At 49.9% G+C, this 14,775-nt stretch carries 6 protein-coding genes; 5 read left to right on the forward strand and 1 reads right to left on the reverse strand.

Annotated elements, in window-relative coordinates; translation table 11 throughout:
* The 3 genes from AACZ40_RS22655 to AACZ40_RS22665 form a co-directional block, all read left to right on the forward strand.
* On the forward strand, positions 1 to 715 hold a 715-nt coding region (locus tag AACZ40_RS22655; RefSeq protein ID WP_339675957.1), incomplete at its 5' end, for a DUF6807 family protein.
* Between the two features lie 26 nt (positions 716 to 741).
* Positions 742 to 1,524, forward strand: a complete 783-nt coding sequence (locus tag AACZ40_RS22660) for an amidohydrolase family protein (RefSeq protein WP_291179917.1) — start codon at positions 742 to 744, stop codon at positions 1,522 to 1,524.
* On the forward strand, positions 1,521 to 2,297 hold the full coding sequence (locus tag AACZ40_RS22665; RefSeq protein WP_291179920.1) for an amidohydrolase family protein: 777 nt from the start codon (positions 1,521 to 1,523) through the stop codon (positions 2,295 to 2,297). The genes AACZ40_RS22660 and AACZ40_RS22665 overlap by 4 nt, the downstream gene beginning before the upstream one ends.
* Before the next feature lie 9 nt (positions 2,298 to 2,306).
* Here AACZ40_RS22665 and AACZ40_RS22670 read toward each other — a convergent pair whose 3' ends face one another.
* Positions 2,307 to 4,217 (reverse strand): translocase, encoded by a 1,911-nt coding sequence (locus tag AACZ40_RS22670; RefSeq protein ID WP_291179923.1) that lies wholly within the window; start codon positions 4,215 to 4,217, stop codon positions 2,307 to 2,309.
* Positions 4,218 to 4,902: 685 nt separating this feature from the next.
* Between AACZ40_RS22670 and AACZ40_RS22675 the strand changes: the two genes are divergently transcribed.
* Complete coding sequence (locus AACZ40_RS22675; RefSeq protein ID WP_291179926.1) at positions 4,903 to 9,576, forward strand: peptidylprolyl isomerase; 4,674 nt, start codon at positions 4,903 to 4,905, stop codon at positions 9,574 to 9,576.
* A 381-nt stretch (positions 9,577 to 9,957) separates the two neighbouring features.
* A partial coding sequence (locus AACZ40_RS22680; protein ID WP_339675960.1) for a GEVED domain-containing protein occupies positions 9,958 to 14,775 on the forward strand: 4,818 nt, incomplete at its 3' end.

The following is a 14,775-nucleotide window of genomic DNA, read 5'->3' on the forward strand; positions in this document are numbered from 1 at the left end:
GAGTGGCCAGTTCCTTGCATTTACAAAAGCCGTCTTTGAAGGACGACCGACCAACTTCTGGGAAATCAAAAGCCAGAAAGGCCGTGTTCGATTCAAAAACCTGGTCTACAAACAGACCGGGCCAGTCTATGCGGAATTAATTGTGACGCAGGAACATGTGGATCTGACAGGCGAATCCGAAACTCCCGCCTTGCTGGAAACATGGTTCATCCGCGTCTGGAATCAGCCAGCGAAAGACCCGGAATTCTGGATGTACGACATCACCTCTGATTTAAGATGCGCGACCGAATCTCCGTTAAAGCTTCCCGAATATCATTATGGTGGCATGGCTATTCGTGGAGGGCGGGGATGGACCAGAGAAAACTGTGAGTTTCTGACTGCCAATGGCAAAACCCGGGCAAATGGCAACCATGATCGTGCCCGCTGGTGTGACATTTCCGGCAGAACTGAGACCGGCGTTCCCTGGAGTGGATTTACCATTTTAACTCACCCCGACAATTTTCGTTTTCCGGAACCGGTGCGGATTCATCCTTCCATGCCTTATCTGGTATTCACTCCCTGCCCCCTGGGAGACTGGGAAATCGATCCGAAGGAACCGCTCATCAGCCACTATCGTTGTCTTGTACATGACGGGCCTGCACTTGCCCGAACCGATACACTCTGGCAGCACTATGCCAATCCAACTAAAGCGAATATCAAACTGACGGCTCCCTGACTTTCTGACTGCTGAAAGAGGATTCTATGATCTGGGACTTACACTGCCACCTGTCCGGCGTGGAAGGTAAAACCGTTGATGAGCGTATCTCACAGTTGATGGTTTATGCCGACCGGATGGGCGTGGAACGACTCATTTTTTTCATGGGATGGCCGTTTTTGACCGATCCCACGCCGGAACAGTTTCGCAAGCAGAATGACCAGGTATTGCAGGCGATCAGCCACTGGCATGACCGGGCTTTCGGGTTTGTATATCTTAATGCCAAATATGTCGATGAAAGCATCGCAGAACTCGACCGTTGTGTGAAAAACGGTCCGATGATCGGAGTTAAACTGTGGGTGGCCAGCCGTTGTAATGATCCGTCGATCGATCCGATTATCAAACGGGCTGCTGAGTTGAAGGCATTGATCTACCAACATACGTGGTACAAAACCGGTGGGAATCTGACAGGTGAATCAACGCCCGGTGATCTTGCCTTGATGGCAAAACGGCATCCCGACATTCCTCTGATCTGCGGCCATACCGGGGGTGACTTTGAGCTGGGGTTGCGGGCGATCCAGGATTCTCCCAACGTCTATGCGGGAATTGGTGGATCTGATCCGACAGCCGGCATCACGGAAATGGCAGTGCGGACACTGGGTGCAGACCGGGTCCTCTACGGCAGTGATATCGGCGGGCGCAGTTTTTCTTCGCAACTGGCGAAAGTCCAGGGAGCCGACATCCCCGAAGTTTCCAAGCGTCTGATTCTGGGAGGCAATCTCAAGCGTCTGCTCACTCCCATCCTGAAAGAGAAAGGGATCAACGTATGATCTGCGATGTGAATGTGTATCTGTCCCGCTGGCCATTTCGTCGACTGCCTTGCGACAGTACTCCGGAACTGGTGCGCAAGCTGAAACAAAACGATGTGACCCGCGCCTATGCAGGCAGCTTTGACGGGCTGCTGCATAAAGACATCCGCACTGTGAATCAACGACTGAATGACGACTGCAGATCACACGGCGCTGACCTGCTGATCCCTGTCGGCAGCATCAACCCTGCCCTGCCAGGCTGGGAAGACGATGTCATCGCCTGTCATGAGCAATGGAACATGCCCGGCATTCGTCTGCATCCGAATTACCATGAGTATGAATTGAGCAGCCCCGAAGTGAAAAAACTGTTCGAGATGGCAGCGGAACGGGGACTGTTTATTCAGATCGCAATGCGGATGGAAGACGATCGCACGCATCACAAATTAATGCGGATTCCCGATGTGAATTTTGCAGCGCTGCCTGGTCTGATGAAGGAACATCAGCAGCTGCAGGTTACCATTCTCAATGGCATGAAGTCATTACGGGGAGCCAGTCTGACCCGCCTGACCGAGAACCCTAATCTGACCATTGAGATTGCCATGCTGGAAGGAGTGGGAGGAATCGAGAACCTCATGCAGCAGGTGCCTTACGAGCAAATTCTTTTCGGTTCTTACTTTCCCTTTTTCTACCTGGAGTCCAGTCTGAATAAACTGAAGGAGTCGCAACTGGGAATGAAGATCGAAGAGCAGATCACCTGGAAGAATGCTGAGCACCGGTTTGCCAAAACGCCGTGACCGGGCTGATTACTCAGTCCATTCCAGATACGGGTCAAGTCCCATTTTATGGAACATTTCGATCCGGTTCTTTTCCTGCTTGAGCATATCCCGGCGCTGTTTGCGATGCAGTTTCTCCAGGAAATCCTGGGTGTTCTTGAAGAACGACAGCCAACCGGGTGACAGTTCCCCCTTCTCGTCAGCTTTGGCCGATTTCACAAGTTTCTGGATCTGGTTCATTTCCAGGCAGCGGAGCAATTCGTCTTCCAGGGAAAGAAAGAACTGATAATGCCCGGGATCGCCCTGTCGGGCAGACCGACCGATCAGCTGACGGTCGATACGGGCGGAGGTGTGCATCTCAGTGGCAATCACATGCAGCCCTCCATTGGCACGCACATCATCCTTCAACAGAATATCTGTCCCCCGTCCCGCCATATTCGTAGCGATGGTGACACGCGCCGGTTCTCCTGCTTTTCTGACGATCTCGGCTTCCTGTTCATGGTACTTGGCATTCAGGATCTGATGAGGGATGGCTTTCATCGCCAGCAGGTCACCCAATGCTTCTGAGGCTTCGACGGAAGGCGTACCAACCAGAATCGGACAGCGTTTCAGCCGCAGTCGTTCGATTTCTTCTACGACGGCCATACGTTTGGCCTGCATGGTTTTAAAGACCCGCGCCTGACTTCCTTCACGAATACAGGGGCGATGCGTGGGTATGGAAGTCACAGAGACTTTATAGGTTTTGCGGATTTCTTTTTCCGCCATTGCAGCAGTACCGGTCATTCCGGCCAGATGCGCGTAGTTCTGGAAAAAGCTCTGCACGGTGATTCGAGCCGCTTGCCCGGTCGCTGCAGTGATGGGAACATGCTCCTGTGCTTCGATGGACTGATGCAGTCCATCCTGCCATTTTCGTCCATCCATCATACGCCCCGTTGATTCATCGACAATCACGACTTCATCATCGACGACCACATAATCGCGGTCTTTCAGAAAACCGAAACGGGCCACCAGTGACTGCTCGACCTGTTTATAAATGCGTTCGGTATCAATCGAATCCAGGAGTGAAGGTTTCGCCATCAGCAGAATTTTACGGCATCCCGAATCCGTGAGATACGATGAACGTTTTTTGGGTTCATATACATAATCCACTTCCGACTCAAGCTGGTGAGTGGCCCGGTTGCTCCAGCGAAACAGATTCACCGAGGCAGCGTCATTCGGCTGAATCAGCCCGATAATCAACGGGGTTCTGGCTTCATCAATCAGCACACTGTCTGCTTCGTCAATCAATGCAAAATAGTTACCACGCTGAACCAGTGGCTCTTTCCCGGAGTTTTTATGGTTGGTAATCGCCTGCTCCAGCTGTCCGGGGGCAGAAGCACCAATGCGAATCCGGTCGCGGAGAAAATCAAACCCCATTTCATTTGCCGTGCCATACGTCACATCCAGACCATAGGCGATGCGTCGGTCTTCGTCTTCCATATCTGATGTGATACAGCCGACGGAAAGCCCCAGCTTATTAAATACAGGCCCCATGATTTCAGAGTCACGTTTGGCAAGATAGTCATTGACGGTGATCACGTGACAGCCTTTTCCCATCAGGGCACGCAGGTAGGCAGGCAGCACCGCTGTCAGGGTTTTGCCTTCACCGGTCTGCATTTCTGCAATGCCTCCTTCAAACAGGGCAATTCCCCCCATGAGTTGCACGGGGAAGTGTTCCATCTTCAATGTCCGCCAGGCGGATTCCCGTACCAGGGCATATGCTTCCGGCAGAATTTTCTTGAGGGGCTCACCCGATTTGGCGCGCCAGCGTAATTCCAGCGAGTAGCGTTCAAGTCGATCATCGGTCATTTTCTTAAGCGATTCACAACGCTTGACGATCTGCCCGGCAGTGGCACTCCAGCGGGAGAGACGTGATTTCGTCGGGCGAAAACCAGTCTTCATCCAATGATAGCTGTGTGATGCAATGCTCAAACTGCCTCCAGGAATCGATTCAAAACTACCAGAACAAGGATACAAACAATCCGACTGGATCAATGTATCAGGAAATCAACACGCGCTACTTCCAGCATTATGACGCATTAATCAGGGAAAAGTAACGACTGAGCCCAGAAGTCCGAATTTCATCGTGAACCATCACCCTGATGCCATAAGACACTCAGGAATAAAACCTTAAGATGTTTATATGATGTACCTTACACGAAATATCATACCGAAGTCTGACTGCCGGTTCTGCTTATTTTAATCAGTCAGTGAAGCAACAACAAAAACTTTTTTTGTGATTCGTCAGCAGTGATCTGAAAATGAGAGAATTCAGTAAGTTGTTACAGTTTGTTGATTTAAATCAACAATTCAGGTTGGTTTCCGTATCGTTTTGTTAGATTTTTTACCCCCAATCGTCATTTTCGGTGCAGGTTGTATTTTGCTTACGTCAAATATAAACAAGCCACCCATGCCGCACATTTCCTCTAAAGATTGGAAACATTCCAATTTCTCTGTTTTGTTAGGTAGGGCCGCCTCTTTAAAATCATTAACTGAACAGCCAGCTGATTTTCTATACAAATGGAATCTGCCTGCTTTGAATCAAGTTCAACAACAAAGATTTATGTAACATAAAGATACCAGTTTAATGATCTCGAAATTCATCGATAACTTGTGGCGTCCGCGGCGAACTAAACATCATCGCAGGCTGAAGCCAACAACCGCCCCGCTCGCTGCGACAGAAAAACTGGAAGACCGCACACTGCTCAGTGGTCAGGATCTGGTGGCTTTCGCCCAGGCGTTAACAGCCGCGAATGTGACACTCTACGGTGCCGCCTGGGATGCCAGCACCACAGAACAAAAATCGCTACTGGAAGATGGCGCTCAGTATCTGCAGTTTGTGGAAATCACTGATGCCAATCGTGAATTGAACGCCATAGCTGATGCCGAGGGAATTGAAAGCATAAGTCCTGTCTGGAAACTTGACAATGGAACTCTGATTGACGGCAGCAGCATCAATTCCGTGGCAGATCTGGCAGCGGCAACCGGCGTTGCGATTCCTCTGTCAGATGATCCATTTCTGAAAGCGATCGACAACCAGAATTTTTATTCAGGAACGGCACTGCATGTCGCCCTAAATGGTTATGATTCTGAAAACAGTGCCCTCACTTACACAGTCCAGAGCAGCAATAATCAGATTTCAGCTCGTGTCCTGACTGGTAACCGCAGTATCCGAATCTCGGTGGAAGGCTATGGGGATATGGTCTTCGAACTGTTCGAAGGGCGTTCGTCCCGTGCTGCAGAGCGGATTATCGAACTGGCCGAAAGTGGTTATTACGATAATCAGATCTTCGACATGATCATCAACGGTATGATCCAGGGAGGCGATCATTCAGAATCAGGGCTGGTCGATTCCGAGTTGGGATTTTTCGACGATCAGTTTCACCGGGAACTGCAACACGTGCAGTCGGGTCTGCTTTCGATGTATAAGCCTGCTCCCATCCCCGATACAGGGGAAATTGAAGGCATCAGAACACCAACCACCACCGACGACCAGAACGACTCTCGATTTTCGATTACCGGCGGTTACTCTCGAGAGTACGATTTCCAGAATACGATTTTTGGCTTCCTGACGGAAGGTGAAGACGTTCGTCAGGCACTGAGCAACATCTCGACCACTGATAATATTCCCGACTTTACAATCAAAATCGAAACTGTCGATGTCTTTTCTGATCTGGAAAACGGCACACTGGTGTTGACAGCCTTTGAAGGTTTTACCGGATCCTCCACCATTACAATGACAGCCCAGGATCAGGATGGCAACACCACACAGCGTACGTTTCAGGTGAATGCCACTCCCGATTCATTCCCAGCCCACCATTACTATGAGAATGCCAATCCCTATCTGGAAGACATCCCTGATCTGCAGATCACTCCTGGAGGTTCAATACAATATCAACTGGTCGCCACTGACGTCGATTTGAATGCCCTGAACGGAAACGCTTATTTTAATTTTTATGACCAGGACAAGTTAAGAGCCCAGCAACTGGCGGTCCCTGTCACCGCCCCTCCGGGACTGGTTTATTCTGTTAATACTACGACCGGCTTACTGACTGTCAGCCCCACTGCGGGACTGGCCCCGGGTATCTATCAAATTACCGTCGCAGTTGGCTTCCAGCGGACCAATCCTGCAGATCCCAATTACGAAACAAACTTCCGCGATTTGCAGGACTACCAGGTCATTAATGTCATCGTGGGCACACCGCCTGTAGCCAATGATGACTTTTTTTCCTTACAGGGTGAAACCCCCGCTCCTATAGATCTATTGTCAAACGATACAGACAGTGATGGAACCCTGGACGACACTTCCATTGAAATCGTCGCTCAGCCTGAACATGGTACTGTGACCGTCAATGATGATGGTACAGTGAATTACATCGCAGACGGCTCGGGTTACATGGGTATGGGCTCGTTTACCTATCGCGTAAAAGATAATCTGGGGCTGTATTCAAATACGGCTACCGTGAATTTCTCAATTGCTCCGGAAGGAGTGATCCTGGTCACGACTCTTATTGATTTGTCCACAACAAATCGGAAAATCTCACTGCGTGAAGCTTTACAAGCCGCCAATACTGATGCCATCGTTGATGCATCCCCCCCGGGAAATGGGGCTGACATCATCATGTTTGACCCGGCGTTATTCGACGGTCAGGAACAAACGATCCACCTGACTTCACAACTGCTTGTCCTCGACGATGTCTCTATCATTGCACCCACGTCTGCAGAGGGTACATCTTTGCTGACATTAAACATGACCACGCCCAACCGCCATTTTAATATCACTGACAGTAACGTGAATTTCATGGAAGTCAGACTGCAGAACCTGAAACTGACGAATGGTCAGCATTCTGATGATGGTGGGTCAATCTTCAATGCAGAACACCTGGTCCTGATCAACAGCCAGCTGCTGAATAACCATACCGTAAACGGCTATGGCGGTGCGATCTATAACGCGGGAACACTGGAAATCAGTAACTCCTTTTTCCAGAATAATTCTTCACAGTTATCTTCGGGAGGCGCCATCGCCAGCTTGTCAGGGGCGATCACTCTGACAGATACCATTCTGGATAACAATTCCGTAGAAGGGCATGCAGAAGGGCATGGTGGGGGCATCTATGCTTCTGACACGAATGTGACGCTGGTAGACAGTACTCTTTCCCTGAATTCCGCCAATATGGGTAGTGGAGGCGGACTCTATTTTTCGAATGGAGAACTGACCATCAGCGGATCCCTGATCGTCAATAATAGTTCAGAAAGTCAGCAGGGTGGTGCAGGACTTTACATCGAAACGGCAACGACTCTCATCACCGGTTCTACGATACACGGCAATCAGAGCGCCGGTTCAGGCGGTGGTTTGGCACAGTCGGGAGGCGACCTGACCGTACGCAGCAGTACGATCTCACAGAATACGGCGCTGTTGGGAAGTGGGGGTGGAATTTATAATGCCGCTTATACTTCGCATTTCATCAACAGCACCATTTCCGGAAATACCGCAGAGGAAAGCGGCGCTGGAATTTACAATGCTGATCCGTTCGAATTTGTCAGCGCAACTATCGACAACAGTACGATCGCGAACAATCATGCCGGTGGATATGGCGGTGGAATTTTTACATTTGGTGCAGCAACCCCTCTCAATAACAGTATTGTTGCCGACAATTCTGCGGCATCGGGTGGTGCAGACGTGTTTGGTCTGCTGGCTGGCAGTTATAGCCTGATTGAAGACCCCACTGGCGCCGATACTACTTCCACATCGAATTTTATTCTGGGGCAGGATCCAGCATTACTTCCCCTGGGTGATTATGGCGGAGCAACACAGACGCACGCCTTGAACTCCAGCAGTATTGCAATTGATGCGGGAAATCCTGCCTTCGACGGCAGTGCTTTTGATCCGGAACTCACTATTGACCAGAGAGGGGTCAACCGGGTTATCGATAGTAATAATGACTTGAGCGTCCGTATTGACATGGGCGCTTTTGAAACAGAAGGAATTCAGGGGAGTGCAGACCTGACCGTCAAATGGCAGGCAACCAATGTGGGTACTTCAGGTACGACCGCATCACTCCCCTCCCATGCCAATTTTATCGATGAGTTTAACCCGGTCATTGTCGAAATCTGGGTCAGCATCAGCAATTCCGCGAGCTATGGTCTGGTATCAGCCCAGGTCGACTTCAGTTTTGATGCAACGTATCTGACGGCAGACTCCATTGTGTATGGCCCTGGTTTTACATTAAGCCAGACTGGCAGTATCAACAATGAAACGGGAACCATTACAGGCCTGGGAGCGACAACAGACCAGCCAGAATATGGCGCTGAAACACTGGTCCTGCTGGCGCGCGTCCGCCTGACCGTCAAACAGATCCCCTTAAATGCCGAGGAAGAATACATTCATCCCGTCGCTGATCTGAACTTTCAGATCTCAAACAGTATCCTGACCTCCTCCCAGGGTGATGCGACGGTGACCGAAGGTTCTGATGTTAATTTAACACTGGTTCCGGCGCTGTACGACCTGAATGATGATGGAAACGTTAACTACCGCGATCTGATTACTTTTGTGGGAGTTTATAACAATACTACCGGAGCCCCCGACACAGGTAATACATGGGCTGCCGACTTTGACCGTTCGGGTAAAGTGGATTACCGCGACCTGATCCTGCTGGTGAGCAATTACGGGAAAGTACAGGGAAGTGGAAGTTTACTGGTTTATCCATCAAATTATTCAGAAGTCTGGCAACAGGAGTTCCTGCTGACATCACTGACCAATCCAGAGGGATCAGAAACTCCCCCCCTCACCACAGAAGAAGTCGAGCCGGTACTCGAAGCAGCAAAACAGCAACTCTTTGAGGTGTACGATGATTCTGCGATTGAAACTTTGTCCGATGTGAAAATCGAGATGGTAGAACTGCCTCAGAACCAGTTGGCCAAAGCAGACACAGCAAACAACACGATTTACCTGGATATCAATGCGGCAGGCTGGGGCTGGTTTGTTGACCAGAGCCCGCTGTTGAATGAAGAGTTTGATGCGACAGCAGCAGGAATATTCGAAGCAAAATTGTTCAGTAACGCCTCGGGACACATCGATTTATTGACTGTCCTCCTGCATGAACTGAATCATCTGCTCGGTCATGAACACTCGACTGAGAGTCCATTGATGCAGCCTGAATTGAATCCTGGAGAACGCAAACTCCATTTAAATACAGAACTTGAAGAGACAGATGACTTTTTCGGCGGCTACCTGTCTACTGAATTCCAGGGTATCAACTGAACAGTGAAATAACTTGGGAAACTCACTTAACTATTGTGAGAAATTTTGGTTTCAGACGTCCAGAACGTAACAGATCACTCTCTGGCAACGGTCACAGCCGCTAAAACCAGCACGAACGGCCTGTTTTCAATTGAACTTTTTTATCTTTTACTTGACATACATCGTTTTGCTGCTGCACAATCTATCTTGAATTTACCCATTTTAACAGATAAGCAGGTTTGTCGATTTTCGTCAACCGTGCTCGCGGTGATCTGCAATATGTAAACTACTGCGTCAGCTAGTTCTAAATAATTATAAATACAAGAGTTACAAATACTCTTTCAACACACGCGACTCGCTGAAACAGGACCTCCTGTATCAGCATGATATGGAAAGATGCCAATGATGTTTATGAGAACTAAACGTCGTCCCCAGCCTGGTCGAATCAGTACTTTTCTCAATCAGCTCCTCAAAGGACGCAGTAAACGATTAAGAAATCAACGCGTGTATTCATTGACCAACTCTTATTCAACAGTAGAGTGCCTTGAAGACAGGACACTGTTATCAGCGGGGAATAGCCTGCCACCAGGAAGTGGTTATGGCACCACTGACGACGGACGCGCGGTCCCCCCCCCCACAGTTCTGGTTTCCCCGTTAACCGATGCAGAACAACAGGCAGCGACACCTACCCCGGAAGAAGATAAGGAATTAAGCAGTAAGGATCAGGGACAGGTTGATAATCCCGTTGACTATCTTTCTTTTGCCACGAATGAAAATGAAACGATCGGCACCTCTGGCTCGAATGATAATATCACCAACGCGGAAGTGATTGCCGGCTTTGGAACAGGTCTTGACGACGATCCGGAAGTCGATCTGGCCGGTTTCCTGGCTAATGCTGCAACACAGACCTATCCTGCCGGTTTCTTCCCTGAAGATGATGGTTCGATTACTCTGGCGAATGATTTGAATCTGGGTTCGGGTGGTCAAATCCAGATTCTGGGGAACACCATTGGCAATGGTCCACATGGCAGTAGTGGAACGGGAACAGGTGACTACGATTTTTATCGAATCGCCGGACTGCAGGCTGGAGAGCGTTTAACAATTTCCGCAGTAGATGCGACTCAGTTTTCTGGTTTGGATCCCGTGGTTGCTATTTACAGCAGTTCCGGTACGCTGCTCGCCAGTGACGATGATAGTGGAAACTTCCTCGATAGTTTCCTCACCTTTACCGCACCCCTTGATGGAGATTATTATCTCATGGTCGGGGGCTATAATACAGGCTATGGCATCGGTTTTCCCGATGATCCCTTTGACCCTGCCAGTGGTAGTGGAGTAGGTGCGAATGCAAGTTCCGAAGGGACCTACAATCTCACTGTCAGCCTGAACGCCACAGACATCGATTATTACGCGGTCGACCTCGAAGCGGGTGATATTCTGGGGGCCAATGTCTTCGGTGCCGGTCAAACGATCTCATTGTATGGTCCTTCAGGAACTTTACTTTTCGAATCATCCCGTTTTCTGGAAGATCTCTATCCTGACGACAGTCCTTTACCCGGAGACGGTAATGCTTCCGGTTCCATCGTCGCTGCGACTGCGGGAAGATATTACGTGGCTGTTACGGGCGTTTATGGGACGTATGATCTCGAATTAAGAGCATTCCGTCCGGCGCTGGAAACGCAACTGGTTGATACCGCTGCGGTTCAAACACTCTATGTGGACTTTGACGGTGCGACCGTAGACCCATCCATCTTCAACGACTTTTTACCTTCCTCAGACGCGAACCTCTCTCCCCTCAGTTCATTTCTCGCCAACTGGGGACTGTCAGCCGCAGATGAAAATGCCGTGATCGATGCGATTATGGCCACGGTCGAAGAAAACTTCGCTGTGATTGGCGCAAACGGAAATAATGGGAACTTTTTTGATCCGGTAACTGGTGCTGTCATCGGTAACCCGGGCGATTATGGCATTCGGATCTTGAACAGCCGTGATAATCCGGGACTGGATGAGTTTAATACACCCAATCTCAGTCGTGTGATCGTCGGTGGTACGATCAATGAACTGGGAATCAGTACCATCGGGATCGCGGAATCAATCGACGTCGGAAATTTTGACACGACAGAATCAGCCGTCGTTCTGCTTGATTTACTCAGCAGTACCAACCCGATCGTTGCTGATTCATTGAATAATATTATCCGTAACTTTTCTTCCACGATTACGGATCTGATTGGAGTTGCAGTAGGTAATATTGTCACTCATGAAGCGGGACACTTTTTCGGGCTGTGGCATACAGATAACTTTAATTCCTCCTCGCAGATTATTGATCAGGGGGGAAACATTGGTAATATCATTGGCCTGGGTGCGGATGGCTTCTTCGGCACCGGAGATGACACCAATGTGAATTTCGGAACGGATTTTCTGACATCATCATTCTCTGGCCTGCAGGACAGTATCAACACGCTCGCATTTGGTTTATCTACCGCTGCGAACTATGGTCTGGACTTTGGTGATGCTCCCACTCAATACCCGACATTACTTACCGATGATGGTGCCCGCCACAATCTCGAAGGGGGCCTGACTCTGGGTGCCTCTGTCGACTACGAAGCCGATGGTCTGCCCAGTCTTGACGCATCCGGTGATGGCCTCGATGATGACGGCGTGGTCTTTCTGGATCCAGATGACAACGTCACCACAGGCATTTCTGCCAGTGATGTCTTCGCAACAATCGAAGTCACCGTTTCCGGAGATGGCTATCTGCAGGGCTGGATCGACTTTAACGGAGACGGCGCCTGGGATGCCAGCGAGCAGATCGTTACAGATGTCTTCGTCACAGCTGGTGTTAACACCATTTCATTTGCAGTTCCCACGGGATCTGACTTCGTCGTTGGAGAAACTTATGCCCGCTTCCGTTTAAGTTCAGAGGCAGGTATCGGCGTAACGGGACTGGCCCCGGATGGGGAAGTCGAAGATTACGAGATCACACTGACAGAATCTCGTCTTGGTACCATTGTTTTCGATTCTGCGACCTATGATTCAGGAGATCTGATCACAATCACCGTGACCGATGGCGACCTGTTTGGTGCAGCCACCGTCAATGTGACTGTCACATCCACTGGCGGCGATTCGGAAACCGTTGTGCTGACAGAAACCGGCTATGGCACTTTCGTAGGAACCATTATCTCATCACCGGGAACGCGTGTTGCCGGGAACGGTGTACTCGAAGTTGTCTTCGGCGAAACGATCACCGCCGCTTACGCAGATGCCGACACCGGAGAAGGACAGCCGGGTAACTTCCTGGGTGAATTTATCTCGGCAGGGTTATTAAACAGTCCACGTGGATTGATTTTCATGTTAAGCCCCAATGGGGATGAAAACCTCTTTGTCAGCAATGGATATGAAGATTCGGATGGTACAGACCATACGGTAAAGCGATTCGATGGTGAAACCGGAGAATTCATTGATGACTACATCGAGTCAGGAGGAGTGGACGTTCCTAATGGGCTGGTTTTTGATGACAATTATCTCTATATAACCAGTTCAGGATCTGGAGAAGTTATCCGCTACGACCGATTTACAGATGATGCACCAGATCCTTTTATCGGCCCTTTGGCTAATGGTGGGACTGGTACTACGTATCCAATAGGAATAAGTCCATTATCAAAACCTGGTTCCATTGTCAGAGATCCCGTAAGCGGTCACTTCTATGTCGCCGACATTGGTTTCACAAGAGGACGTGTTTTAGAATATGATTCTGACGGTACTTTTCTCCAAGAATTCGTCACCAGAGCAGAACTTAATAATGGTAATCCTTCCGGGACCAACACTCCTACAGGCTTGGCCTTCGATGAAGTCTCGAATACGCTTTTTGTCTCCAGCCTGGAGAGCAATGAAATTCTGCGATTTGATTTAAATGGAAATCCTACTTCAGCTGGACCGTTTATCGCTGCAGGAACAAACGGCCTGGCAAATCCCCGGGGATTAGCGATCGGGCCTGACGGAAATCTCTATGTTGCCAATGGTACCACAGAAGGTATTCTGCGATTTGATATCGACACAGGTCAACCGGTTGAATCTGGCAATTATACTTTCGGAGAGACTATCCAACTTCCATATAGTTTGACCTTTGGTCCGGATAACAACCTGTATGTTGTGGATACTGACCTGGGCACAGTTTTAAAATTTGCTGGCCCGCTGGGAACGTCCACTCCGGAAATCATTACTGCTACCGCATTGATTGTTGCCAGCAATGGAGTTGACTTTGGTGATGCTCCGGAATCCTTCCCGAACGATATTGGCGATCCGGACGGTGAAGGGGCACAGCATGCCATTAACGATAACGGCCTGCACCTGGGTGCGGGCGTCTCAGTTGATACAGACGGTAAGGGATCACCGGGAGCGAACCTGGATACATTCGATGACGGAATCCTGTTGAACCCGGTGATTGCCGGTGATACGGCTTCCACTGTCACGATTATTTCGTCCGGCAGTGGTTTCATTGATGCCTGGATGGACTTCAATGGGGATGGTGACTGGGATGATCCCGGCGAGAAAATCCTGAGCAGCCATGCAGTCGTCGCTGGTGCCAACTCTGTTTCATTCGACGTCCCCGCCACTGTGGGAGCAGTAGCTAATATTGCCGCCCGCTTCCGACTGAGTTCCGCTGGTGGTTTATCAACCACGGGGAAAGCAGCCGATGGGGAAGTGGAAGACTACCTGGTCTCAGTATTGCCGCAAGGTGTCACCAGTTTACTGCCCGACCCGAATCGTCCGGGACAGACGGCCCTGTTCATTACCGGGACGCAGGGTCATGACAATATCTTTGTTTCCCAGACTTCGGGCACAAATATTGTTATGGTGCGAATCAACGGCGTCAACCATGGCGAATTCGCTCCCACGGGTGGCGTTTATATCTGGGGGCTGGCCGGAAATGATACCATCATTGCTGACGACACCTTCTATAACCGGGAAACGATGATCTTCGGTGGTCTGGGGAACGACTTCCTGCAGGGCGGCCGGGGAAATGATGTCCTGGTTGGCGGCGACGGAAATGATACCCTGGAAGGCGGTCCTGATGGATTCGATATTCTGATCGGCGGTTATGGTTCTGACTTTATTCGCGGCCATCACGAACAGGTTCATACGAACTACGGTTCCAACGGTGACATCCTGATTGGTGGTGCTACGGTTTACGATAACGGCCTGGCCCAGTTGTTCGGTATCTAC

This window comes from uncultured Gimesia sp. (assembly GCF_963972345.1).
GTDB lineage: Bacteria > Planctomycetota > Planctomycetia > Planctomycetales > Planctomycetaceae > Gimesia.

Bases quoted from the DNA above. Each gene is read 5' to 3' on its own strand.
- AACZ40_RS22675 (WP_291179926.1), top strand. From the start codon at position 4,903: ATGATCTCGAAATTCATCGATAACTTGTGGCGTCCGCGGCGAACTAAA.
- AACZ40_RS22665 (WP_291179920.1), top strand. From the start codon at position 1,521: ATGATCTGCGATGTGAATGTGTATCTGTCCCGCTGGCCATTTCGTCGA.
- AACZ40_RS22660 (WP_291179917.1), top strand. From the start codon at position 742: ATGATCTGGGACTTACACTGCCACCTGTCCGGCGTGGAAGGTAAAACC.
- AACZ40_RS22670 (WP_291179923.1), bottom strand. From the start codon at position 4,217: ATGAAGACTGGTTTTCGCCCGACGAAATCACGTCTCTCCCGCTGGAGT.